The organism is Flavobacterium sp. KY-23415 (assembly GCF_055384985.1).
Genome location: NZ_AP044001.1, coordinates 876,724 through 902,783, shown reverse-complemented (window position 1 = coordinate 902,783; position 26,060 = coordinate 876,724). Strand labels below are relative to the sequence as shown.

The 26,060-nt window shown below is 32.6% G+C and carries 13 protein-coding genes and 1 CRISPR repeat array (1 of these 14 running past the window's edge); of the genes, 1 reads left to right on the top strand and 12 read right to left on the bottom strand.

All coding sequences use genetic code 11. The features are described from left to right. Positions 1 to 1,455: direct repeats of the CRISPR family, unit length 46 nt; unit sequence GTTGAGAATCATAAGTAAAAATACAATTTTGAAAGCAATTCACAAC; it reaches 335 nt to the left of the window's first position. A gap of 1,772 nt (positions 1,456 to 3,227) precedes the next feature. The 3 genes from ACZ49Z_RS04265 to ACZ49Z_RS04255 all read right to left on the bottom strand — a co-directional run bounded on the left by ACZ49Z_RS04265 (position 3,228) and on the right by ACZ49Z_RS04255 (position 7,313). Continuing rightward, positions 3,228 to 3,950: a hypothetical protein gene (locus ACZ49Z_RS04265; protein WP_464306956.1), complete on the bottom strand. Its 723-nt coding sequence runs from the start codon at positions 3,948 to 3,950 to the stop codon at positions 3,228 to 3,230. After that, on the bottom strand, positions 3,940 to 5,055 hold the full coding sequence (locus ACZ49Z_RS04260; RefSeq protein ID WP_464306955.1) for an AAA family ATPase: 1,116 nt from the start codon (positions 5,053 to 5,055) through the stop codon (positions 3,940 to 3,942). The genes ACZ49Z_RS04265 and ACZ49Z_RS04260 overlap by 11 nt, the downstream gene beginning before the upstream one ends. Positions 5,056 to 6,524: 1,469 nt before the next feature. After that, entirely contained in the window at positions 6,525 to 7,313 is a 789-nt protein-coding gene (locus ACZ49Z_RS04255; protein WP_464306954.1) for a DNA/RNA non-specific endonuclease, read from the bottom strand. 50 nt (positions 7,314 to 7,363) lie between these two features. Here ACZ49Z_RS04255 and ACZ49Z_RS04250 point away from each other — a divergent pair, with 50 nt between their 5' ends. Beyond that, positions 7,364 to 7,921: a hypothetical protein gene (locus ACZ49Z_RS04250; RefSeq protein ID WP_464306953.1), complete on the top strand. Its 558-nt coding sequence runs from the start codon at positions 7,364 to 7,366 to the stop codon at positions 7,919 to 7,921. Positions 7,922 to 8,204: 283 nt separating this feature from the next. Here the strand turns inward: ACZ49Z_RS04250 and ACZ49Z_RS04245 are convergent, their stop codons facing one another. The 9 genes from ACZ49Z_RS04245 to rplU all read right to left on the bottom strand — a co-directional run bounded on the left by ACZ49Z_RS04245 (position 8,205) and on the right by rplU (position 25,878). Beyond that, positions 8,205 to 10,151 (bottom strand): OmpA family protein, encoded by a 1,947-nt coding sequence (locus ACZ49Z_RS04245; RefSeq protein ID WP_464306952.1) that lies wholly within the window; start codon positions 10,149 to 10,151, stop codon positions 8,205 to 8,207. A gap of 38 nt (positions 10,152 to 10,189) precedes the next feature. Further along, positions 10,190 to 11,110: a PorP/SprF family type IX secretion system membrane protein gene (locus tag ACZ49Z_RS04240; RefSeq protein ID WP_464306951.1), complete on the bottom strand. Its 921-nt coding sequence runs from the start codon at positions 11,108 to 11,110 to the stop codon at positions 10,190 to 10,192. A 55-nt stretch (positions 11,111 to 11,165) separates the two neighbouring features. Further along, entirely contained in the window at positions 11,166 to 19,772 is an 8,607-nt protein-coding gene (locus tag ACZ49Z_RS04235) for a DUF7507 domain-containing protein (protein ID WP_464306950.1), read from the bottom strand. 15 nt (positions 19,773 to 19,787) lie between these two features. Then, positions 19,788 to 20,801, bottom strand: a complete 1,014-nt coding sequence (locus ACZ49Z_RS04230; RefSeq protein WP_464306949.1) for a hypothetical protein — start codon at positions 20,799 to 20,801, stop codon at positions 19,788 to 19,790. Positions 20,802 to 20,806: 5 nt separating this feature from the next. After that, positions 20,807 to 21,802: a hypothetical protein gene (locus tag ACZ49Z_RS04225; RefSeq protein WP_464306948.1), complete on the bottom strand. Its 996-nt coding sequence runs from the start codon at positions 21,800 to 21,802 to the stop codon at positions 20,807 to 20,809. Between the two features lie 85 nt (positions 21,803 to 21,887). Then, positions 21,888 to 22,610 carry a response regulator gene (locus ACZ49Z_RS04220; RefSeq protein ID WP_464306947.1) on the bottom strand — a complete coding sequence of 241 codons (723 nt, stop codon included), beginning with the start codon at positions 22,608 to 22,610 and terminating at the stop codon, positions 21,888 to 21,890. A gap of 3 nt (positions 22,611 to 22,613) precedes the next feature. Next, a complete protein-coding gene (locus ACZ49Z_RS04215; RefSeq protein WP_464306946.1) occupies positions 22,614 to 24,641 on the bottom strand; it encodes a tetratricopeptide repeat-containing sensor histidine kinase in 2,028 nt (675 codons plus the stop codon). Between the two features lie 289 nt (positions 24,642 to 24,930). Continuing rightward, complete coding sequence (gene rpmA / locus ACZ49Z_RS04210) at positions 24,931 to 25,191, bottom strand: 50S ribosomal protein L27 (RefSeq protein ID WP_464306945.1); 261 nt, start codon at positions 25,189 to 25,191, stop codon at positions 24,931 to 24,933. Positions 25,192 to 25,224: 33 nt separating this feature from the next. Further along, positions 25,225 to 25,878 carry a 50S ribosomal protein L21 gene (gene rplU / locus ACZ49Z_RS04205; protein WP_464306944.1) on the bottom strand — a complete coding sequence of 218 codons (654 nt, stop codon included), beginning with the start codon at positions 25,876 to 25,878 and terminating at the stop codon, positions 25,225 to 25,227. Positions 25,879 to 26,060: the final 182 nt, after the last annotated feature.

The window sequence follows — 26,060 nt, the reverse complement described above, 5'->3', positions numbered from 1 at the left end:
AAAGCAATTCACAACAAGATAAATATTACATATATCGGCTATCTTGTTGAGAATCATAAGTAAAAATACAATTTTGAAAGCAATTCACAACCGCTAACCCGCAAGAAGATGATGGATATGGTTGAGAATCATAAGTAAAAATACAATTTTGAAAGCAATTCACAACACGAAACCGATTCTTTAAAGCGTGAATTAAGTTGAGAATCATAAGTAAAAATACAATTTTGAAAGCAATTCACAACTGACGCTCCTAAATTAGAACTTGACGATAGTTGAGAATCATAAGTAAAAATACAATTTTGAAAGCAATTCACAACAAATAATGATTTTCTTTGTGCCTCGAGCTGTTGAGAATCATAAGTAAAAATACAATTTTGAAAGCAATTCACAACGATTGTGTTGTTTCAATCGTTACAACATTTGTTGAGAATCATAAGTAAAAATACAATTTTGAAAGCAATTCACAACTTTTGTTTCAAAATATGAAATTTTATTTCAGTTGAGAATCATAAGTAAAAATACAATTTTGAAAGCAATTCACAACCCATGCATTAGCGAAAAGCACCCCTACCAAGTTGAGAATCATAAGTAAAAATACAATTTTGAAAGCAATTCACAACCAGTTGGTCAAGTGTAAATGATCCTGTTGAGTTGAGAATCATAAGTAAAAATACAATTTTGAAAGCAATTCACAACATCTGCATTTTGTCCGAAATTTTTCTTAGTGTTGAGAATCATAAGTAAAAATACAATTTTGAAAGCAATTCACAACTTAACTTGGTTAATACTTCGTTTATTTGTTGTTGAGAATCATAAGTAAAAATACAATTTTGAAAGCAATTCACAACACCCATTCATTGATATAGTATATTTTTTCCGTTGAGAATCATAAGTAAAAATACAATTTTGAAAGCAATTCACAACTTAGTTCCGTCTATCCATTCGGAGTTAATGTTGAGAATCATAAGTAAAAATACAATTTTGAAAGCAATTCACAACTTAGAATATCTTCTATCTAAAACCATGTAGGTTGAGAATCATAAGTAAAAATACAATTTTGAAAGCAATTCACAACAAAAATCAAATTTATTTGATGATAATAATAGTTGAGAATCATAAGTAAAAATACAATTTTGAAAGCAATTCACAACCCATCTATATCTTTAGAATATCTTCTGTCAGTTGAGAATCATAAGTAAAAATACAATTTTGAAAGCAATTCACAACTCTATCAAGAACCATGTAGTTTTGCTCTAGGTTGAGAATCATAAGTAAAAATACAATTTTGAAAGCAATTCACAACGGTTTTCGATTGTTCTTGTTTTGTTGCTCAGTTGAGAATCATAAGTAAAAATACAATTTTGAAAGCAATTCACAACCAGGCAAGGCAACTTCTGTCATAAAGGGTAGTTGAGAATCATAAGTAAAAATACAATTTTGAAAGCAATTCACAACTACATTTTCCACAGCTCACTGGTACGAATTGTTGAGAATCATAAGTAAAAATACAATTTTGAATTAAAAATCATCGAATACCTATAAAAAATATTAAATGATGAGATAAAGCAATTCACAACGCCAAAGAAACCATGCTCTAAAAGATTTGGTTGAGAATCATAAGTAAAAATACAATTTTGAAAGCAATTCACAACGGATCTGCAAGATTTAAAGAGACTGTAGGGTTGAGAATCATAAGTAAAAATACAATTTTGAAAGCAATTCACAACTATAAGATATTATTTTTATACAAAAAAAATGTTGAGAATCATAAGTAAAAATACAATTTTGAATTAAAAATCATCGAATACCTATAAAAAATATTAAATGATGAGATAAAGCAATTCACAACTACATTTACCGCAACTTACTGGCACGTATTGTTGAGAATCATAAGTAAAAATACAATTTTGAAAGCAATTCACAACTACAATCAAAGAAGTAAAACAAGAGTTTGGGTTGAGAATTATAAGTAAAAATACAATTTTGAATTAAAAATCATCGAATACCTATAAAAAATATTAAATGATGAGATAAAGCAATTCACAACACGTTGGTAATTTAAAAACAACAAAGTGAAGTTGAGAATCATAAGTAAAAATACAATTTTGAAAGCAATTCACAACAGAATATCTGTTGTTAACAGCATCATTCATGTTGAGAATCATAAGTAAAAATACAATTTTGAAAGCAATTCACAACACTACACCCCTTAATACTATAATAGTTCTTGTTGAGAATCATAAGTAAAAATACAATTTTGAATTAAAAATCATCGAATACCTATAAAAAATATTAAATGATGAGATAAAGCAATTCACAACTAACTACTGGTAATTCTAACAAACTAGGAGTTGAGAATCATAAGTAAAAATACAATTATTCGTTTGATTTTTATTGTTTTTTAAAGGTACTCATGATGTGCTTCGCAGTTTTGAACTATCAATCATCGAATACCTATAAAAAATATTTACTAATGAGATAAAGCAATTCACAACTGGGCGACATGGGAAGACCAAGATATAACGTTGAGAATCATGAGTAAAAATACAATTATTCGTTTGATTTTTATTGTTTTTTTAAAGGTACTCATGATGTGCTTCGCAGTTTTGAACTATCAATCATCGAATACCTATAAAAAATAGTAAACAATGAGATAATTAAAAATCATCGAATACCTATAAAAAATATTAAATGATGAGATAAAGCAATTCACAACTAACTACTGGTAATTCTAACAAACTAGGAGTTGAGAATCATAAGTAAAAATACAATTATTCGTTTGATTTTTATTGTTTTTTAAAGGTACTCATGATGTGCTTCGCAGTTTTGAATTAGAAATCATCGAATACCTATAAAAAATATTTACTAATGAGATAAAGCAATTCACAACATTACTACTAATAATAGATTTGCATTAGTTGTTGAGAATCATAAGTAAAAATACAATTATTCGTTTGATTTTTATTGTTTTTTTAAAGGTACTCATGATGTGCTTCGCAGTTTTGAACTATCAATCATCGAATACCTATAAAAAATATTTACTAATGAGATAATTAGAAATCATCGAATACCTATAAAAAATATTTACTAATGAGATAAAGCAATTCACAACATACCTAATTTAACTAGCACTCAAGGTGCGTTGAGAATCATAAGTAAAAATACAAAGTCTCATACGTAGCACTTAACCCGCTCTCTTGCAAAACCCTTGTTGGTAGTAGTCCCTATTATTCTAGACGCTTTTTTAATTCTTCGTTTCCATAATAGTCGTGAAGAAAAACTGGGAAAGAACTAAGTACAGCAACTGTTTGGTCGATGTTAATGTGCTTTTCTAATTGCTTATTGAAAATTGTTAGCTGGTCTATGATTTCATTCGGGAATACATACGAGCTATTCACAACTTCATTCATTTTTTCTAAATGAGTTTTCACAACTCGTTTCCAAATTTCTGCATTGTAAAGATGAAAATGTTTCAAACCCTCAATGCAATTATCACTAACTATTTTTTTGTAGTTTTCAAAATCTTTACAAGCTATTTTAAGTTCTTTGAATGTATTAAAACACTCAATATGTTTTAACGCTTCAACCATTGGATAACTAATATATAATTTACCTTTTTCTGTTTCTTCATTGAAAAAATTAAGTAATTCATTCAGTTTTTCATCACTTGCATTTGTAGCGTGTCCGTCATAATCGAAAAACATATAAATTTGAGCAAAATCTGACCTTTTAAAGTCTTTTAAAGTGTCTTTATTTGCATCAATATCTTTCACTAAATTGAAAGTATCCAAAAATTCATCTTCTGAAATGTCGGTGTACATTTTGTAAATAGTTGTGCAATACGCACACGTAATAACGGTATTTTCATTTACAAAGAAATTAATCAGATTATCTGTAATTGATTTTTCCGTTTTCGGACCTTCAAAAATGAATAGAATATTATTTGACATCGAATGAACCTGCTTTGTACATTTTTTCCAAGTTATGTGCCTCCCTCAATTCTTTTTGGGTGCTTTTTGACAAAGAACTAATTTGGTTTTTTGTCATCTCAAAATAACAATCTGGACGAAGCAAATCATTTGTCATAATAGAGGTATTATGCGTTGTAAGAACAAATTGAACACCAGTTTCTTTAAGTTTTTCAACAATCAAAGATGATAAAGAATGATGATAAAAAGCGTCAAATTCGTCAATAAACAAAAACGAAACTTTAGAGTTTTCCTTAAAGTCCTGATACCAAAAATAGAAAAGAGAAAGTGCTATTGTTCCTGTTGAAGCAACTTCGTAAAAAGATAAGCGTTTACCATTTAGGTTAAATGCGATAGTCTTTCTTCCAAGTTCTTCTGCCTCGGACAACTTACACTCTATTCCTGCTTGATTAAGAAATGTTTCAAATTTTTTGACATTTTTCTTTTTTACAATATCTTCCAAAATATTTTTACTTCCTGCATCAAAACCTATATAAGTTCTATCAAGTAAAGAACGGAAATAGAGCATTTGCTCTATGAAATCAAAAAAAGAAAGAAAAGCTGCGTTTACTTCGTTGTGTTCTAATTGAGTATTGTTTTTTACATATTTCAGAATAGACAATTGATTGTTTTCAATGCCTGTTTTTAGCGTTTCGGCACCTTTAAAAGAAATTGTTGCACTAGCGTTTTTTGTTCTGTCAAAAATAACAAGTTCTTCATCGTCTATTTGAAATCGTTCATAAATAATAGTCTTGTAGTCAGATTTTTTATACTCATAAACTAAAATTTTTGAATTTACTGAAAATTCATAATAAAAATATGCTGTGTCAGAATTACAATAAGCATTAAGATAGTTTTTGTAAACTGATTCATTTCTTTGCTTGTCTGTTAAATGTTCAATGATGTCAAAAATGGCAAGAGCTAAATTGGATTTACCAACCCCATTATGTCCATAAATAATAGCATTATTGACAACTCCATTTTTAACAGCATCTTTATTAAACTCATACCCATTAACTTTGGTCAAGTCAAGAACAAAGTCTTTTTCAAAACTTTTGAAATTTGAAACTTTAAATTTTCTAAGCATTTTTCATACTATTTGATAAGGCAAAAATAGTGAAAAATTAGCTTCCGTAAAAAAAATACGGCACTTTTTTAAAGGATGCTGTCGTTCTGGTATTACAGCCAACATGTAAATAGATGAAGCACTTTGTTGAGAATCATAAGTAAAAATACAATTATTCGTTTGATTTTTATTGTTTTTTTAAAGGTACTCATGATGTGCTTCGCAGTTTTGAACTATCAATCATCGAATACCTATAAAAAATAGTAAACAATGAGATAATTAAAAATCATCGAATACCTATAAAAAATATTTACTAATGAGATAAAGCAATTCACAACCAGTCTTTATATAGAAGTCGTGCAGGAATAGTTGAGAATCATAAGTAAAAATACAATTATTCGTTTGATTTTTATTGTTTTTTAAAGGTACTCATGATGTGCTTCGCAGTTTTGAACTATCAATCATCGAATACCTATAAAAAATAGTAAACAATGAGATAATTAAAAATCATCGAATACCTATAAAAAATAGTAAACAATGAGATAATGCAATTCACAACTGCGGCTAAAATTGCATTTAAATTATTAACGTTGAGAATCATAAGTGAAAATACAATTATTCGTTTGATTTTTATTGTTTTTTTAAAGGTACTCATGATGTGCTTCGCAGTTTTGAACTATCAATCATCGAATACCTATAAAAAATAGTAGATGATGAGGTAAGGCTATGCAGTACTTTATAAAAGAAGAGATTGTAAAGTCTTACGCTTGAAAAAATATACAGTTCAATATGCTTGTTTAATGCAATTAGTATAAAGTCCAATCTTTGTTCTTTGGGTGTTCGTAGCGATTTGAGTTAAACAAGACAATAACGGTCTTTAGATGTTGTTTTGTAACTTTTGATGCGCTGTGACATTTTCAATTCTCAAAATGAAAACGTCACGGTTTTTGTGGCATTTTTGAATTCAAAAAAAAAATAGCACACTTTTTGTGACAAAATGAAAATCAAATTGCATTTTGTCACAGCTTGTTGTCTCTAAGTTGTAATTAAACTCTAATTAAGCATTGGAATGCTATTAGGGAAAATAGCTGCTTTATATTGGCTTCAGTATTTCGTTTTACGTCTTCAATGTTCTACTGCTACATTTGTGGGTCAGGCTTCGGTGTTTTGCAATTATTATCTATTGCTCTCATATCAAAGTCTAATGCGTAATTTTGGTTAAAAAAATCAAGAGATAAAGACCGTGTAGTCGAAAAAAAAACACAGCTAACAAATTTTTTTCTGACTCGCTTTTAGTTTTTGAGGTGAGATAATATTATTTCTCATTTGAATTTATTGGACTAATTAAACAATGATAGACTGAAAGTCTGCAAAGTTCTAGAGTTTGTTTTTTATACCAATTTCATGAATTAGCACCAATTGATTTGTGAAAAATCGTGCAGTTTGTATTAAAGTTTTAGAGCCTGAATGAGAAATGTGCTACGAGTAGTCTAAAAACGCCATCCTGAATAATCGGTTTTTGCTTCTAATTCATTCTCTAAAGCATCATCGAGAGCAGGGAAAAAATCAATACCTGTAAGTTTTTCAATTTCATCTACAGCAGTAATAAAATTATACAAAGGTTGTTCCGATTTCTCGTTAGGCAACAAAAAACCAATCATTTGTTTCCTATCACTAGATAAAAGCACTTTGTAAAAATATTTTGGAACAGCTACATGCTCATAGCCAATGGTTTCAAGATCATGAGACAAAACACCTCCAGTAACCACATATAAACTATCTTGTTTTTTTGCCCAATAGCGCACTTTCTGTTCCAATCTGTTCCAAATCCCTGCATTAAAATCATAATCCTGGGGTGAAATATTAGAAGTGAAAAAAGTATCCACATAATCATCATAAGAAGCTCTTCTGTCGCCAGCAGGACAAAGGTGTCCTTTGTTGTAGCCCGAATTTTTATAATTTCTCCAATGTGCGGCTCCTGTAATAATAGTAGGATCAACTTCAAAATAGGGGCGTTTATAATCGGTATCTTTTATATCGCTAGCCTTCAAAACATAGGCCACCCATTCTGCTTGTTCATACTCTTCCGCATACGATAGCGTATAGGTTGCTCTTTCATAGACCGCACCTGTAGTGTTGGAAGGTAAATAATTAAAACTCTTGTTTGTTGCTTCATTGTCGGAATCTGGAACAAGCCTTTCGTTTGAAAAATTAGCCTCTTTACAAGACTGAAAACCAATAATAAACCCGATTAAAATTAATGTTTTGCAAATATTCATAGTAATATCCTTTTAGCTATCTTTGTAAAGATAAATTTAAAATGAAAAGTATGAAAACGAAATTGATGTTATTATTATTCGTTGTGGGATTTCAACTTTCTTTCTCGCAAGAAATTGTTACAGATACTGTAGCAGCAACAAAAATGAAAACAGAAAAAGAATTACAGTTAGAAAAACAAAAAATTAAAGAAGAAAAAGAACGCCTAAAAGCAGAAGAAAAACAACAAAAAGAGCTTGCTAAAGCTGAAAAAGAAAAAGAGAAGGCGATAAAAGAACAAGAAAAAGCTGAAAAGGAAAGAATAAAAGCAGAGAAGAGAAAAGAAAAAGAGTTAAAAAAAGCTCAAAAAGAGCTGAAAAAAGCTCAAAAAGCGAAAGAGCAAAGAGAAAAAGCATTAAAAAATGTTGAAAAAAGAAAAGACAAATTAGCAGGCCAACGAAAAGATTTAGAAAAAGACAAAGCTAAATTTGAAAAACTAAAAATCAAAGGGAAATTAAGTCCAAATGATGAATTGAAATGGAGAGAAAAAATCCTTAAAAAAGAGGAAAAGATTAGAGATTCTCAATCGGATTTGGAAAAAGCTCAAAAGAAAGCTAATAAATTAGATTAAGAGATTTAACCTGTATAAAAACACGACAAAAGATGGTATTTCTTTTGTCGTGTTTTTTTTATTGAAAAAGAGTTTTGTAACCTACGGTATTTCGGTTGTGCGTTTTGTTAGTAATTTTATTTGAAAGTTATTGGAACAGATGGAATGTAGAGGTTGAGAAGGGGTAATCTGAAAATAACCACCCCGTCCTTCGGACACCCCTCCAGAGGTGGGGAGTTATTTGTAACTTATACACTTTGTGGGATAGTGTCCGAACACCCTTCAGAGGTGGGGAATTTTTGTGTTATATTTTTGTGATGATAAATTCACTTCTTCTATTGGCTTGGTGTTGTTCTTCTGAGCAATTTATATTATCTGTACAATTATTTACTAGTTGGGTTTCACCATATCCTTTCGCGGTTAAACGGTTTGGAGAAATTCCATTTTTTATAATCCATTTTTTAGTTGCTTGGGCTCTTTTTTCAGATAGTTTATTATTATAGTCTTGTGTTTGTCGGCTATCTGTATGTGAACGAATATCAATAGTTATTGAAGGATTTTGTTTCATTACTTCCACAATTTTAGCTAATTCAACTGCGGCATCTTTTCTTATTGTTGCTTTATCTAAATCGAAGTAAATAATTTCTAAATTGAATGTTTTAGCTAAATCAGTTCCAACAGTAATTTTCTTTTCAATCTTATTAACAGGAAGTATCGTTTCTATTTCACCTGTTATTTTTAATGTCTTAATATATTTTTCAACCACTTCATACCCATCAGCAATTCCTCTTATGTAAAAGATTTTATCGCACTCCACATTCTCAAAAATATATTTTCCTTCATTGTTAGTTGTCATTTCTGCAATGGTTTTCATTGCATTATCAAGAAGTATTATTTTTGTGTTTTTAAGAATTTCAGATGTTTCAGAGTCAATTAGATATCCTGTAAGCTTGTTTTGGCAATCAAAATCTTGTTTCTCGATTTGTTTGAATGTGTATATGTCATCAAAACCTAAACCCTCTTTACGATTAGAAGAAAAGAAGCCTTTTTCATTTTGTTTGTCTATAATAAATGCAAAATCATCAAGAGAACTATTAATTGGAGCTCCAAGATTTAAAACGGTAGAGACTATAGAACCGTCTTTTTTAAGTTTGACAGCAAATATATCTAAACCTCCCAAACCTAATTGACCATCTGAAGCAAAATATAATACATTGTCATCTGCAATAAAAGGGAATGTTTCTCTAGCTTCAGTATTTATTCCAACGCCTAAATTTTCTGGTTTTCCAAATGTGCCATCTTCATTAATTTTTACTTTAAAAATATCTGATTGTCCAATTGTACCTGGCATATTAGAAGCAAAATACAGTGTTTTTTCATCAGGACTCAATGCTGGGTGGGCTACACTATATTGATCACTATTAAAAGGAAGTTCTTCGACATCATCCCATGAGGTTCCGTTATATGTAGCTTTGTATAATTTTAAAAGAGTAATTTTATCATTATCAGTTCCTTTTTTTCCATTGATAAAATTATTCCTAGTAAAATACATAGTTTGTCCATCTTTTGTAAAAACAGGAGTAGATTCATGGAACTTTGAATTGATTCTTTTTGAGAATGTTAGTGGTTTCTCCAATGTTCCATTATTGTTTACCTTAGAGGTATATAAATTACTGAATGACTGATTTGTCCATGTACTTTTTACATTTGAAACACTTCCTGAATCTCTTGATGATGCGAATACAATTTGGTCTTTATAGAAAGCAGCACCGTAGTCTGAAAAGATGGAGTTAATACCTGCATTTTCAATGGTATATTTTGGATTCAATTTTTTAATATCGGTAATATAATTTTTATTATCCTTAATAAGTTTTGCTCTTTTGTCTTGAGAGGCAATTTTTTCAGTAAACTTATCTAAGTATTCATTTGCTTTTTTATAATCTTCCTTTGCTTTTAAGCATTGTGCATATCTGTAAAAATATTCAGGATCAACATTTTGATCTAAATCAATTAACTTTTGATACCATTTACCTGCTTCAATTAGTTTGCCATTAAAATAATAGGAATTACCAAGCTTTTGGAATAATTCGGTCGATTCATATCCTTTTTCTGCTACTTTTTCATAAATGTCGATGGCATTTACATACGCTAAGTCATTATATTTCCCACTAGCTGATTGTATTTTTACTTTTTGGGCAAATATAAAACTCACCGCAAATAAGCTTATTAGTATTGAGTATTTTGTTTTCATTTTATAACTTTTAGATTGATGACTTGATTTATTTTGTATTAGAAAAATCTTGGGCAAACTACTTTGTCAACTCTTTTAAACAATTCAAATCGTAGAAAAATTTCATGGGAACCCGAATTATATTTTGCTAGTTTAGTTGTTTCCATATCATAAGCATAACCAATCATCCAAGAGTCTGAAATTTGAAAGCCTACTAAGCCACTGAATGCAGCACTCCATCTATAAGCCGCACCTAAAGTCAATTTTTCATTAAAAAGAAAATTTGCTGAGAGGTCTACTTGCAGAGGTGCTCCGTTTACTAGCTTTGTTAATACAGCTGGCTTAAATTTAATATTTTGTTGTAAGTCAAATACATGACCTCCAATTAAATAGTAGTGCATTCTTTCTGAAGCTACAGAAGCTATTGTATTATTTTTATCGAAATGATTCGTTTCTAAAAAATTTGGAATTGAAAAACCGATGTAACTTTTATCTGAGTGTAGATAAATACCCGCTCCAATATTTGGGGAAAATTTGTTATCAATATTTACTTGAGATAGTTGATCATTAGGATTGTATTGATTTAATTTGTTAAAATCTACATTTAACAAGTTAGCTGTACCTTTTATACCAAATGATAGTTTGAAATTTTCAGAAGTTGGTACAGAATAAGAAATGTCAGCAGATATTGAAGTTTCATTTGAAGGTCCGATACGATCGCTTATTAAAGATAACCCTAATCCAAAATTTGAGTTTTGAATAGGTGTGTTTAAAGAGAGTGTATTTGTTACTGGTGCACCATCTAAACCCACCCATTGATTTCTATGTAATCCGAATATGCTTAATGCACCACGTGTACCTGCATAGGCTGGATTTATATTTATGGTGTTGTACATGTAATTAGTGAATTGCGAATCCTGTTGTGAGTAAGTTAAACTACTTATAAGAAGCATAACTATTACTATTATATTTTTTTTCATTTGTATGACTTTTAAAGATTACTACTAGGGGATTTTTAATCCCCTAGTAGGCTTATTATCTGTTGATATATAAATAACCAGCTAGTTCTTTAGTTTGACCATAATTGTTCACATATTTTATGATGTAAAAATAGGTTCCTACTGGTAATTCTGAAGATTGGCTTATCGTAATTCTTCCTTCTGATATACCTCTGAAGTAATTACCATGTTGCGCATATCCATTCGTTTCATAAACTAAAACTCCCCATCTATTATAGATTTCTACTGTATTGTTTAGGAATCTTTCAATTCCTCCAATGATGAAATAATCGTTATCTCCATCGTCGTTTGGTGTAACTAAATTATATATTTCGATATCATCATTATCAAATACTACGATAGTAGGATTGTCTAGATTTTCATCTTCAAAGTCAGACAAATCATTAATTTCATCATTATTTATATTGTATCCTGTAGCTGTTGCTTGATTAGTAACCATACCATTAATCAAATCCTGCTGTGTTATTGCATATGTCGCAGTATATGATGTTGTATTAGATTCTCCTGGTAGTAAAATTGCGATTGGAGTACCCGTAAGAATAATATTAGGTAATGGATCTTCTACAGTTATGTCAAATAATGTTGTATTACCTGTATTTATTACTGTAAATGAATAACTAATCGTTTCTCCAATTTCTGCTATACCATTTCCATTCTCATCATTGAAAGTTGCGTTTTTAATTAAAGCAATTTCACTAACTTGAGTTAGCTGCGTTACAGTGTCATCATCTGGCTCACCGTCACCATTATCATCGATGTTGGTTGTATCATTAGGGTCGTCAGAGTTATCCGTTACACCAGTACCTACAGGACTGTTCGCTGTAGCCGTAGCGCTATTTACTACTGAACCTGCATCGATATCCGATTGAAGGATAGTGTAGGTTGCAGTGTAGGTCCATGTTTCATTTACCTCTAAAAGGTTGTTGTTGTTTGTATCACCACTTGCAGGACCTGCAATCACTCCACCTAATAATGGGTCGTTCACCACTACATTGTTTAGTGTTACGTTACCTGTATTGGTTACTACAAAAGTATAATCTATGGTATCACCAGCTTGTAAACCGTTACCGCCATCGTTTACAACCCCAGTTTTAGTAATTGCAATACTTGGGTTTTCAGGAAGTAGGGTTACGGTGTCATCATCTGGTTCACCGTCACCGTTATCATCTATATTGGTTGTATCATTAGGGTCGTCAGAGTTATCCGTTACACCCGTGCCTACAGGGCTGTTCGCTGTAGCTGTAGCGCTATTTACTACTGAACCTGCATCGATATCCGATTGAAGGATAGTGTAGGTTGCAGTGTAGGTCCATGTTTCATTTACCTCTAAAAGGTTGTTGTTGTTTGTATCACCACTTGCAGGACCTGCAATCACTCCACCTAATAATGGGTCGTTCACCACTACATTGTTTAGTGTTACGTTACCTGTATTGGTTACTACAAAAGTATAATCTATGGTATCACCAGCTTGTAAACCGTTACCGCCATCGTTTACAACCCCAGTTTTAGTAATTGCAATACTTGGGTTTTCAGGAAGTAGGGTTACGGTGTCATCATCTGGTTCACCGTCACCATTATCATCGATATTGGTTGTATCATTAGGGTCGTCAGAGTTATCCGTTACACCAGTACCTACAGGACTGTTAGCTGTAGCTGTAGCGCTATTTACTACTGAACCTGCATCGATATCCGATTGAAGGATGGTGTAGGTTGCAGTGTAGGTCCATGTTTCATTTACCTCTAAAAGGTTGTTGTTGTTTGTATCACCACTTGCAGGACCTGCAATCACTCCACCTAATAATGGGTCGTTCACCACTACATTGTTTAGTGTTACGTTACCTGTATTGGTTACTACAAAAGTATAATCTATGGTATCACCAGCTTGTAAACCGTTACCGCCATCGTTTACAACCCCAGTTTTAGTAATTGCAATACTTGGGTTTTCAGGAAGTAGGGTTACGGTGTCGTCATCTGGCTCACCGTCACCGTTATCATCTATATTGGTTGTATCATTAGGGTCGTCAGAGTTATCCGTTACACCCGTGCCTACAGGGCTGTTCGCTGTAGCTGTAGCGCTGTTTACTACTGAACCTGCATCGATATCCGATTGAAGGATAGTGTAGGTTGCAGTGTAGGTCCATGTTTCATTTACCTCTAAAAGGTTGTTGTTGTTTGTATCACCACTTGCAGGACCTGCAATAACACCCCCTAATAATGGGTCGTTTACCACTACATTGTTTAGTGTTACGTTACCTGTATTGGTTACTACAAAAGTATAATCGATAGTATCACCAGCTTGTAAACCGTTACCGCCATCGTTTACAACCCCAGTTTTAGTAATTGCAATACTTGGGTTTTCAGGAAGTAGGGTTACAGTGTCATCATCTGGTTCACCGTCACCATTATCATCGATATTGGTTGTATCATTAGGGTCGTCAGAGTTATCCGTTACACCCGTGCCTACAGGACTGTTAGCTGTAGCTGTAGCGCTATTTACTACTGAACCTGCATCGATATCCGATTGAAGGATGGTGTAGGTTGCAGTGTAGGTCCATGTTTCATTTACCTCTAAAAGGTTGTTGTTGTTTGTATCACCACTTGCAGGACCTGCAATCACTCCACCTAATAATGGGTCGTTCACCACTACATTGTTTAGTGTTACGTTACCTGTATTGGTTACTACAAAAGTATAATCGATAGTATCACCAGCTTGTAAACCGTTACCGCCATCATTTACAACCCCAGTTTTAGTAATTGCAATACTTGGGTTTTCAGGAAGTAGGGTTACGGTGTCATCATCTGGTTCACCGTCACCGTTATCATCTATATTGGTTGTATCATTAGGGTCGTCAGAGTTATCCGTTACACCCGTGCCTACAGGGCTGTTCGCTGTAGCTGTAGCGCTATTTACTACTGAACCTGCATCGATATCCGATTGAAGGATAGTGTAGGTTGCAGTGTAGGTCCATGTTTCATTTACCTCTAAAAGGTTGTTGTTGTTTGTATCACCACTTGCAGGACCTGCAATCACTCCACCTAATAATGGGTCGTTTACCACTACATTGTTTAGTGTTACGTTACCTGTATTGGTTACTACAAAAGTATAATCGATAGTATCACCAGCTTGTAAACCGTTACCGCCATCGTTTACAACCCCAGTTTTAGTAATTGCAATACTTGGGTTTTCAGGAAGTAGGGTTACGGTGTCATCATCTGGTTCACCGTCACCGTTATCATCTATATTGGTTGTATCATTAGGGTCGTCAGAGTTATCCGTTACACCCGTGCCTACAGGGCTGTTCGCTGTAGCTGTAGCGCTGTTTACTACTGAACCTGCATCGATATCCGATTGAAGGATAGTGTAGGTTGCAGTGTAGGTCCATGTTTCATTTACCTCTAAAAGGTTGTTGTTGTTTGTATCACCACTTGCAGGACCTGCAATCACTCCACCTAATAATGGGTCGTTCACCACTACATTGTTTAGTGTTACGTTACCTGTATTGGTTACTACAAAAGTATAATCTATGGTATCACCAGCTTGTAAACCGTTACCGCCATCATTTACAACCCCAGTTTTAGTAATTGCAATACTTGGGTTTTCAGGAAGTAGGGTTACGGTGTCATCATCTGGTTCACCGTCACCATTATCATCTATATTGGTTGTATCATTAGGGTCGTCAGAGTTATCCGTTACACCCGTGCCTACAGGACTGTTCGCTGTAGCTGTAGCGCTATTTACTACTGAACCTGCATCGATATCCGATTGAAGGATAGTGTAGGTTGCAGTGTAGGTCCATGTTTCATTTACCTCTAAAAGGTTGTTGTTGTTTGTATCACCACTTGCAGGACCTGCAATAACACCCCCTAATAATGGGTCGTTTACCACTACATTGTTTAGTGTTACGTTACCTGTATTGGTTACTACAAAAGTATAATCGATGGTATCACCAGCTTGTAAACCGTTACCGCCATCGTTTACAACCCCAGTTTTAGTAATTGCAATACTTGGGTTTTCAGGAAGTAGGGTTACGGTGTCATCATCTGGTTCACCGTCACCATTATCATCGATATTGGTTGTATCATTAGGGTCGTCAGAGTTATCCGTTACACCCGTGCCTACAGGACTGTTAGCTGTAGCCGTAGCGCTATTTACTACTGAACCTGCATCGATATCCGATTGAAGGATGGTGTAGGTTGCAGTGTAGGTCCATGTTTCATTTACCTCTAAAAGGTTGTTGTTGTTTGTATCACCACTTGCAGGACCTGCAATCACTCCACCTAATAATGGGTCGTTCACCACTACATTGTTTAGTGTTACGTTACCTGTATTGGTTACTACAAAAGTATAATCTATGGTATCACCAGCTTGTAAACCGTTACCGCCATCGTTTACAACCCCAGTTTTAGTAATTGCAATACTTGGGTTTTCAGGAAGTAGGGTTACGGTGTCGTCATCTGGCTCACCGTCACCGTTATCATCGATATTGGTTGTATCATTAGGGTCGTCAGAGTTATCCGTTACACCCGTGCCTACAGGACTGTTCGCTGTAGCTGTAGCGCTGTTTACTACTGAACCTGCATCGATATCCGATTGAAGGATAGTGTAGGTTGCAGTGTAGGTCCATGTTTCATTTACCTCTAAAAGGTTGTTGTTGTTTGTATCACCACTTGCAGGACCTGCAATCACTCCACCTAATAATGGGTCGTTCACCACTACATTGTTTAGTGTTACGTTACCTGTATTGGTTACTACAAAAGTATAATCTATGGTATCACCAGCTTGTAAACCGTTACCGCCATCGTTTACAACCCCAGTTTTAGTAATTGCAATACTTGGGTTTTCAGGAAGTAGGGTTACAGTGTCATCATCTGGTTCACCGTCACCATTATCATCGATATTGGTTGTATCATTAGGGTCGTCAGAGTTATCCGTTACACCCGTGCCTACAGGACTGTTCGCTGTAGCTGTAGCGCTATTTACTACTGAACCTGCATCGATATCCGATTGAAGGATGGTGTAGGTTGCAGTGTAGGTCCATGTTTCATTTACCTCTAAAAGGTTGTTGTTGTTTGTATCACCACTTGCAGGACCTGCAATCACTCCACCTAATAATGGGTCGTTCACCACTACATTGTTTAGTGTTACGTTACCTGTATTGGTTACTACAAAAGTATAATCGATAGTATCACCAGCTTGTAAACCGTTACCGCCATCATTTACAACCCCAGTTTTAGTAATTGCAATACTTGGGTTTTCAGGAAGTAGGGTTACGGTGTCATCATCTGGTTCACCGTCACCGTTATCATCTATATTGGTTGTATCATTAGGGTCGTCAGAGTTATCCGTTACACCCGTGCCTACAGGGCTGTTCGCTGTAGCTGTAGCGCTATTTACTACTGAACCTGCATCGATATCCGATTGAAGGATAGTGTAGGTTGCAGTGTAGGTCCATGTTTCATTTACCTCTAAAAGGTTGTTGTTGTTTGTATCACCACTTGCAGGACCTGCAATAACACCCCCTAATAATGGGTCGTTCACCACTACATTGTTTAGTGTTACGTTACCTGTATTGGTTACTACAAAAGTATAATCGATAGTATCACCAGCTTGTAAACCGTTACCGCCATCATTTACAACCCCAGTTTTAGTAATTGCAATACTTGGGTTTTCAGGAAGTAGGGTTACGGTGTCATCATCTGGTTCACCGTCACCGTTATCATCTATATTGGTTGTATCATTAGGGTCGTCAGAGTTATCCGTTACACCCGTGCCTACAGGACTGTTCGCTGTAGCTGTAGCGCTGTTTACTACTGAACCTGCATCGATATCCGATTGAAGGATAGTGTAGGTTGCAGTGTAGGTCCATGTTTCATTTACCTCTAAAAGGTTGTTGTTGTTTGTATCACCACTTGCAGGACCTGCAATAACACCCCCTAATAATGGGTCGTTTACCACTACATTGTTTAGTGTTACGTTACCTGTATTGGTTACTACAAAAGTATAATCGATAGTATCACCAGCTTGTAAACCGTTACCGCCATCATTTACAACCCCAGTTTTAGTAATTGCAATACTTGGGTTTTCAGGAAGTAGGGTTACTGTATCGTCATCTGGTTCACCGTCACCGTTATCATCGATATTGGTTGTATCATTAGGGTCGTCAGAGTTATCCGTTACACCCGTGCCTACAGGACTGTTCGCTGTAGCTGTAGCGCTGTTTACTACTGAACCTGCATCGATATCCGATTGAAGGATGGTGTAGGTTGCAGTGTAGGTCCATGTTTCATTTACCTCTAAAAGGTTGTTGTTGTTTGTATCACCACTTGCAGGACCTGCAATCACTCCACCTAATAATGGGTCGTTCACCACTACATTGTTTAGTGTTACGTTACCTGTATTGGTTACTACAAAAGTATAATCTATGGTATCACCAGCTTGTAAACCGTTACCGCCATCGTTTACAACCCCAGTTTTAGTAATTGCAATACTTGGGTTTTCAGGAAGTAGGGTTACGGTGTCATCATCTGGTTCACCGTCACCGTTATCATCTATATTGGTTGTATCATTAGGGTCGTCAGAGTTATCCGTTACACCCGTGCCTACAGGGCTGTTCGCTGTAGCTGTAGCGCTATTTACTACTGAACCTGCATCGATATCCGATTGAAGGATAGTGTAGGTTGCAGTGTAGGTCCATGTTTCATTTACCTCTAAAAGGTTGTTGTTGTTTGTATCACCACTTGCAGGACCTGCAATCACTCCACCTAATAATGGGTCGTTCACCACTACATTGTTTAGTGTTACGTTACCTGTATTGGTTACTACAAAAGTATAATCGATGGTATCACCAGCTTGTAAACCGTTACCGCCATCGTTTACAACCCCAGTTTTAGTAATTGCAATACTTGGGTTTTCAGGAAGTAGGGTTACAGTGTCATCATCTGGTTCACCGTCACCATTATCATCGATATTGGTTGTATCATTAGGGTCGTCAGAGTTATCCGTTACACCCGTGCCTACAGGACTGTTCGCTGTAGCTGTAGCGCTGTTTACTACTGAACCTGCATCGATATCCGATTGAAGGATGGTGTAGGTTGCAGTGTAGGTCCATGTTTCATTTACCTCTAAAAGGTTGTTGTTGTTTGTATCACCACTTGCAGGACCTGCAATCACTCCACCTAATAATGGGTCGTTTACCACTACATTGTTTAGTGTTACGTTACCTGTATTGGTTACTACAAAAGTATAATCTATGGTATCACCAGCTTGTAAACCGTTACCGCCATCATTTACAACCCCAGTTTTAGTAATTGCAATACTTGGGTTTTCAGGAAGTAGGGTTACGGTGTCATCATTATTTGGGTCACCATCACCATTACTATCTGTAGCACCGCCATCATCATCTGATCCATTCGATATAGTGTCAGGATTTCCATCACCATCTAAATCTACAATAAATCCTTGAACAGTAGCTCCATTAGTAACACTTCCATTATCAATATCATTTTGAGTTATTGTATAAGTACCACTAATGGAATTATTTGATGCACCTGCTGCTAAAACAGCAATTGGATTTCCAAAAATTGTTAATCCAGGCATTGGGTCAGAAACAGTTATATTAGTTATAGGTATATTACCTGTATTTGTAACTGTAAAATTGTAAGTAATAGTTTCACCTAGGTCTGCATAGCCATTCCCGTTTAAATCATTAAAAGTTGCTGTTTTTAATAAAGTTATAGCGGGGTCTGGTATTTGAAGGGATGCTTGATTTGCTGCAACAAAAGCTACATCAGACTGTCCGCTATAGCTAACAACCAGTCTGCTAACTTGAGCCGCATTAGCTGGAGTAATACCCATAGCACTAAAATCCAATGCTGCTATCCTGATATCTCTTGATGTATTTATATTGCCTGTCCAAAGTGTTCCATCAGGATTAAAAATGTCTAATATATATGTACCCATAATTGGATAGCCATTAAAATTAATAGATACCTGATTACCAATTGTAGTACCTGATGAGTTTGTAAACCATATTCTATCCACAACGTTAGATGGTTGTGCAATTTGGCTAAATAATAAGTCAGGCACACCATCGTTTATTGAAGATATATTTAATGCCCCAGTTTGTAATTGAAAAGTAGTTTGTCCAGCAGGAATGTTTGCAATACCTGTACCTAAAGCTAATCCATTAGACCCATCTGTTAAACGTTGTGCATATTCTCCGTTAGTGGCTGTTGTACCTGAAATAGGAGGAGTTAACACTGCAATGGTAACAGTTCCATCTATTCTTGCACCTTGTAAAAAAAGACCTCCTGAAGGAATACTTCTAATTGGTAGGGCTCTAAAGTTTGCTGGAGAAAAAGTTACACCATTGGATGTTAAACTAGCATCATTTACTCCAGTAGAATAAATAGTACCGTTCCATCTAAAAGCTGTTAAATTATTATAGCTTCCAGGTCTATTAGCTCCTGTGGTCGCACCATTAGCAGTCCAAAACCCATTCCAATCTGTCCAAATTCTTGTAGCAGTAGTTTGAGACAGTGCATCATTTGTACTAATAAAGTATAGTAAAAGTAGTATCACTAGCTTATAGTACGTTCGTTTTTTAAGTAATTTTTCTTCCATAAATTCACCAATTATTTATTGTATATATGCAACATTAAAGGAAACAGATATAGGTCTAAATTGTTGATTAGCACCAGACCATGTTCCAATATTTTGTACTCTTTTTAATTTTATTTCTAATAAATGACTACCAATGGAAAGATTTTCAATTGCACTTATTGTTGCAGACATTGAAGTTCCAGATCCAATTTCTTGAAGGATTACATAATTATTCGTAGCTAAACCATCAATGAATAATCTGATTTCATAGTATGCACTACCACTTCCAGTTGCTGGAGTACCAACTAAATCAAAACCTATCATATAATTTATAAATGCGGTTTTTGTTGAAGAGGTAATGTTTATAGTTCTATCTGAATTTGTAGCTGTAGAATAATCTAAATCATTAACATTAAAAAATCCAGATAAATTAATTGAACCGTTATTGAAGGTATAAACGCTAGTATTATTTGTAACAATTACATTTCCAGCGTTATCAACTCCCAAAGGTTGTCCAATGCTTGTTGGGGATGTTGAATTTACATTTGAAAATTTTAGTCCAGATACATTTGGTGTTTCACTGTTAATTTCAACTTTTGCTGTAGGGTTACTTGTTCCAATACCAATGTTTCCATTGCTTTTTATTCTCAGTCTTTCAATGTTATTTGTTTTTACAACGAGATCACTATTGTCTGAAGTTCCTAAAAAATCGTTATTTTCATTAATATTTGAATTACCTCTTAAAGACCATGAATTTGACGATGAAGTAACATTAACCCATCTATTATTTTCCCAATAATAAAATCCTGGGGAAAATGATGAAGTATTCGCAGTGTTATAAATTAATGTCCCATCTGCTAAATTGCCGCCTTGCGGATTAATTATAGGTGACGAAGTATTTAATGAGGTTAATGCGACACGAGGAGGAAGCACCCCTTTGTTGTTTGAAAAAATTTCCAAAGCACCTCTGGGTGACGTAGTACCAATACCGACTTGGGCACTTACTAATTGTACTATTAATAGGGTGGTTAATAACAAAATTTTATTCATTGTCTTTAATTTATATAAAATATATTTGAGTTATAAGAAATAAGATTTACAAGTAAATTCGAGCCAGAAGTAGTCCCGTTGTTAGCTATACGTTTCATTTTAAGAGATATAATATGATTACCAGTAGATAAATTAAAAGTTCCTTTTAATAGAGTACTCATTGAGGTTCCAATGTTTTTTTCTTGCTGAACCATGAACACTTCTGTGGGATTACCATCAAGGAATAGTCTAATTTCATAATATCCATTTCCACTATTATTAGGAACATTATAAAAATCTAATCCTGCATTGACATTTATAAATGTAATTTTTGAGTGAGTTGGTATACTAAAATCTTTATTAGAGCCAATAATTTCTGTGTAATCTAAATCATTTACTAAAAACGAATTAAAAGGGTATTGATTGGTGGGAATTATATCTATATCTTTTAATAATATAACGTTCCCAAGATTATCTATCCCAATTTTTTTTCCAACTGAAGAAGGTGATGTAGCTGTTAAATGAGTAAATTTTAACCCTGAATTATTAGCTATATTACTATCAATGTTTAATTTACTTGAAAATGTGCTTGATGCTATTCTTATATTTCCATTTTCTGAAATTGCTAATCTTTCAGTATTATTGGTTTTTAAAAAAAAACTTTGGTTGGTTTTTGTACCAATAAAATTATTTATTGGTGTAGTATTTAAATTTCCAGATAATGCCCAATTTGTATTTGAAGAACCAAAAGTTGACCAAATAGAGGTGTTCCAATAATAAAAACCTTTAGATAATTCACTAGTAACTGTAGTGTTAAAGACTAATGTGCCATCAATAAGTGGGTTGTTTTGAGGATTGATAACAGGGCTTTCTTGATTAACCGAAATTAATGGTATTTGTGGAAAAACAATTCCATATTGCGTAGATGAGACATCTAGCTCAGCTTGAGGGGTTGTATTAAAAATACCTACTTGAGCATAGGTAGATGAAACACAAATTAAAATTAGTATTATTTCTTTCAAAATCAATAGGTTAAAACAGTAATACAAAATTACTTTTGCAAATAGTCTTATCGATTTTGATTTTTATATAAACCTTTCGAAAATTTTATTTTTTATTTTTTATAATATAATTTTCAGGTGTTTCATTTGTGTATTTTAAAAAGGCATTGTAAAAATTTGAATAGCTTATAAAACCTAAATCAAAGGCTAGATCTTTAAGTTTTATATCTTCATTGAGAAGTATTTCTTTTGCGTAATTAATTTTTGATTTAATGACAAATTGATAAGGTGTTGTCTTTAAATAATTTTTAAAGTGTATAGCAAAACTTTGCTGATTCCAAGATGTTAATTGATATAAGTCGGTAACTTCAATTTTTTGGGTAATATTGGTATTAATATATTCTACTACTTTTTTTAACTGTAAAGGGATTTCATCGAAACTTGTACTTTTTGTTTTCTCAATATTATTAAGAACAATCTCTATTGTAGTTTTTAAGTTTATAGGTGTAAAAGGCTTTACTATGAAACCTGATGGAGTGGTATGCTTTTTTAAGTTGTTTAATGTTTGTTCATCAGTATAAGAAGTTATATATATATAAGGTATATGACTGTGTTTTTTGTCTAAATATTGTCCAACAGCAATACCGTCTTTTTCACTTTTTAATCTGATATCTATCAGTGCTAAATCTGGATTGTTTTGATTAATAGCTTCTATTGCTTGTTCATAGGTTATGATGTTAAATATTACTTCATACCCTTCTTTTATAAGTATATTTTTAATATCTAAAGCAATTATAAGTTCATCTTCTACAATTAAAATTTTTTTCATAATTTAAATTTCGCTAAATTCTATAGTTATTGTTGTTCCTTCATTTGTAGAATTTATATCCATAATACCATTTAATTGATTTGTTAAAACCGTTACTAATTGCATTCCTAGCGTAGTAGACTTTTCCTTAATTTTGAAACCAACACCATTATCTTTAATGATTAATTTAAAATTTTTAGTATTAATTTTTTCAATTTCAATATTGATAATTCCTTTTTTGTTTTCTGGAAATGCATGTTTAAAAATATTGGTTATTAATTCATTTAAAATTAAACCTAATGGTATTATTGTATCAATATCAAACTCTATATCTATAAAATTATACTGAATAATAGTTTTATGATCAATTTGATATAAGTTTTTTATATTATTTATTAATTCTTCACAATAGGAATTAAAATTTATTGTGTCAACATTTTTAGATTTGTATAAATTTTCATGTATCAATGCCATAGAGGCAATTCTTGATTGAGATTTTTCAAGAACTTCGTTCAAATCACTTGTTTCAGTATTGAATTGCAAATTCAATAAACTGGCTACTAACTGTAAATTATTTTTAACCCTATGATGAATTTCTTTTAATAATATGTTTTTTTCTTTTATTAATCTTCTTTGATAAACCTGTGTTTCTAAGAGTTTTTTATTATTAACTGATATTTTATGATTTAGTTTGTTCTTCTTTTTATTATTAAATATTAAAATTAATATTATTATAAATAGAAAAGTTGCTAGTATGATATTTATAATTATTATTAAATTTCTATTTCTAATTTTTATTTCTTTTAAAATTTTTTCTTTTTCTAATTCTTTAATTTTTATGTTATTTCTATATTCATTAAAATTGTTTAATTCATTTAAACTACTCAATTCTTTTTTTCTGTTTTTAAATTCTAAATATTTAACTTTAGATTTTAAATAGTTAATAGAATCTCCAGTTAATTGATTGCATAATGCATATTCTTTTAAAGCGTTATCTTTATTAATTTCAAAAATACTACCTTTAGTTAGGTTGTCACTGGCGATTTTGAGATAAGGTAATGCTTCTTTATATTTCTTTAATTTTAAAAGAGATTTTCCCAAATTATAATTGGCAATCACATCAATTTCAGGGTTTTTGTTTGGATTATTTATGATTTTTTTTGATATCGTTATGGTTTTGGCAAACTCATTTTTGAAATAGTATATATTGGCTTCGCGATTTTTATTATATAGTTTATAAATAATGTTATTTTCCGTATCAAAAATTAGGTTAGATTCTTTTAACAATTTTTCTGCTTTATCAATATCATTATATAAATAAATATGAGAGGCATTAGACTTTAAAATTGCAATTGATTGAGGGTCATTCATGTATGCTAATTCTTTCTTATTTATCGAAAGATTAGCATATTTTAAGGCTAAATCATAATTGTTAAGCTGTAAGTATATAAAAGCTATTTCAGAATATGTATTAAGTAAGTATCTTTTAGAATTAGTGTTGTCAAAGTTTTTACTCGCTTCTAAACAATATTTTATTGCTTGTTCATAATCATCTTCCTTAAAATATATTGCTGCTAGCAGGTTGTTTAATAGTCCTGTTAATAGAGTTGGTTTATGTTTTTTAAATCTTTCAATGTATCTGTGAGCGTATAATTTAGCATTTAATAAATCACTTTTAAAATAATATAGCAGTGATTTGTAATAAAGCATTTCTTGTATATACTCTACACTTAGTTTTTCATTTGACTTAAAAAAAAGATTAATTAATCTTTCAGCATCATTATATTTTCCATTATGAATGTAAGAATGAGTTTTAAGTGTTAAAACAATTAAACTACCTTGTTTATAATCAAATTTATGCGATAGACTATCTATTCTGTTTATAAGATTCTCATATTTAATAAAATTAGTCTTTTGAATTTCTTTAGCTTTTGCAATTAGTTTTTCAATTTCAGTAAATTCCTTTTTATTAGAAGTGTTTCTGTTTTGACTAAATATATGAGAATGAAAAAATATACTAATAATAATGGTTATATAGAAAATAGTTCTCATTTTTTTCAGATAAATAAATCAATGTTAAAGTTAAGTTTTTAATCCTAATATAAAAACTATTTCCTTTTATTCAAATCGTAGTGCACAAAACTAATTAGATTGAACATATTTCTCATTCTAGAGCACAAATGGTTTTTCGTAATGTATTTTCAATTTCTTAGATAGTAAGATGAACAAATGCCCTTTTAAATGTAATAATGTCGCTTAATAAATTCAATATTAGCTATAAAATATAAAAAGAAAAAGCCAGCAGTTATGCTGGCTTTAAATAATATATCTTGTTTAAATATTAAGCTTCAAATGGAACTACTGAAACATAAGATTTATTATCTTTTTTCTTTTGGAATTTTACAACACCGTCAACTTTAGCATGTAAAGTATGATCTTTACCCATGTAAACATTTTCACCTGGATTGTGTTTAGAACCTCTTTGTCTAATAATGATGTTTCCAGCAATTGCAGCTTGACCACCATAAATCTTAACGCCTAAACGTTTCGATTCTGATTCTCTACCATTCTTAGAACTACCGACACCTTTCTTGTGAGCCATGACGTTTTAAGTTTTAATTGTTAATATTAATAATTAAACAGCTTTACCACCGTTTAATTCATCTTGTAATTTTTGTAATTCATCCCATTTTTCATCAGCTGCTAATTGAGATTGTTGTGCCCAAGTAGTAGGATCTAAATGAGAAAGTTTTGAAGTTGATGCTTCTAAAATTTCTTTTACAGATGCAGCACTAGCAGCAGCTAATTTAGCAAAAGTATCAATTCCAGCAGCAACTAAAGCCTCAGCAGCTTTAGGTCCAATTCCTTCAATTTTCTTTAAATCATCACCTTTTTTAGAAGCTTTAGCTTTTGGAGCTGCTTTTTCTGCTTTTGGAGCTGCTTCTTTTTTAGGAGCTGCCGCTTTTTTTGGTGCACCAGAAGCTACAATTCCTTCAATGATAATTTGAGTCAAAGATTGTCTATGACCATTTTTCTTTTTGTAACCTTTTCTTCTTTTCTTTTTGAAAACGATTACTTTGTCACCTTTAAGGTGTTTTAAGACTTTTGCTTCAACAGAAGCTCCATCTATAGCTGGGGCGCCTAGAGTTACAGTACCATTGTCATCTAACAAAAGAACTTTGTCGAAAGAAATTGCATTTCCTTCTTCTTCTGCTAAACGGTGTACATAAACCTTTTGGTCTTTGCTTACTTTAAATTGTTGCCCTGCTATCTCTACGATTGCATACATACGAATATGAATTTAGTTAATTTTTCAAGTGTGCAAATATACAACATTTTATGAATCAAGCAACAGCTCCTCGTTAAAATGCATAATAAAAAAATGTTTTTTTCAATTTCTATCAAAAAAATAACAAAAAAGTAAGAACAATTTGTAACAAAATTTAGAAATTGCGTCTAATTTAGACAATA

What these genes read in the sequence shown, in the direction of transcription:
- ACZ49Z_RS04245 (WP_464306952.1), bottom strand. Translation starts at nt 10,151, where the DNA reads ATGAAAACAAAATACTCAATACTAATAAGCTTATTTGCGGTGAGTTTT.
- ACZ49Z_RS04215 (WP_464306946.1), bottom strand. Translation starts at nt 24,641, where the DNA reads ATGAGAACTATTTTCTATATAACCATTATTATTAGTATATTTTTTCAT.
- ACZ49Z_RS04230 (WP_464306949.1), bottom strand. Translation starts at nt 20,801, where the DNA reads ATGAATAAAATTTTGTTATTAACCACCCTATTAATAGTACAATTAGTA.
- ACZ49Z_RS04250 (WP_464306953.1), top strand. Translation starts at nt 7,364, where the DNA reads ATGAAAACGAAATTGATGTTATTATTATTCGTTGTGGGATTTCAACTT.
- ACZ49Z_RS04235 (WP_464306950.1), bottom strand. Translation starts at nt 19,772, where the DNA reads ATGGAAGAAAAATTACTTAAAAAACGAACGTACTATAAGCTAGTGATA.
- rpmA (WP_464306945.1), bottom strand. Translation starts at nt 25,191, where the DNA reads ATGGCTCACAAGAAAGGTGTCGGTAGTTCTAAGAATGGTAGAGAATCA.
- ACZ49Z_RS04255 (WP_464306954.1), bottom strand. Translation starts at nt 7,313, where the DNA reads ATGAATATTTGCAAAACATTAATTTTAATCGGGTTTATTATTGGTTTT.
- rplU (WP_464306944.1), bottom strand. Translation starts at nt 25,878, where the DNA reads ATGTATGCAATCGTAGAGATAGCAGGGCAACAATTTAAAGTAAGCAAA.
- ACZ49Z_RS04220 (WP_464306947.1), bottom strand. Translation starts at nt 22,610, where the DNA reads ATGAAAAAAATTTTAATTGTAGAAGATGAACTTATAATTGCTTTAGAT.
- ACZ49Z_RS04260 (WP_464306955.1), bottom strand. Translation starts at nt 5,055, where the DNA reads ATGCTTAGAAAATTTAAAGTTTCAAATTTCAAAAGTTTTGAAAAAGAC.
- ACZ49Z_RS04240 (WP_464306951.1), bottom strand. Translation starts at nt 11,110, where the DNA reads ATGAAAAAAAATATAATAGTAATAGTTATGCTTCTTATAAGTAGTTTA.
- ACZ49Z_RS04265 (WP_464306956.1), bottom strand. Translation starts at nt 3,950, where the DNA reads ATGTCAAATAATATTCTATTCATTTTTGAAGGTCCGAAAACGGAAAAA.